Genomic DNA, 544 nt, shown 5'->3' on the forward strand with positions numbered 1-544 from the left:
CGCGGTCAACCAGGACGGTGCCAGCAATGGTCTGACGGCGCCGAACGGGCCGTCGCAGCAGCGGGTCATCCAGCAGGCGCTCGCCGACGCGCGCCTCGATGGGGCCGACGTGGACGTGGTCGAGGCGCATGGGACGGGTACCCGGCTGGGTGACCCGATCGAGGCGCAGGCGCTGATCGCGACCTACGGTCAGGAGCGTTCCGGTGAACTGCCGCTGTTCCTGGGGTCGTTGAAGTCGAACATCGGGCATGCGCAGGCGGCCGCCGGTGTGGGTGGGGTCATCAAGATGGTGATGGCTCTGCGGCACGGGGTGTTGCCGAAGACGTTGCATGTGGATGCGCCGACGTCGCATGTGGACTGGTCGGCGGGTGCGGTGGAGCTGCTGACCGAGCAGCGGGCCTGGCCGGAGCTGGACCGGCCGCGCCGGGCCGCCGTCTCCGCCTTCGGCGCCAGTGGTACGAACGCCCACGTCATCCTCGAACAGGAACCGGAACGCGCGACGGAGGTCGAGGAGCGCCCCGGCAGCGAGCCGTCCGGCCTGGTT

Annotated in this window: 1 protein-coding gene; it reads left to right on the forward strand. The window is 70.6% G+C overall.

Annotated elements, in window-relative coordinates:
• Positions 1-544 (forward strand): ketoacyl-synthetase C-terminal extension domain-containing protein (locus AQJ64_RS44690; protein ID WP_169809766.1); only part of this gene is annotated, 544 nt, incomplete at both ends.

It is taken from the genome of Streptomyces griseoruber (assembly GCF_001514205.1).
Taxonomy (GTDB): Bacteria; Actinomycetota; Actinomycetes; order Streptomycetales; family Streptomycetaceae; genus Streptomyces; species Streptomyces griseoruber.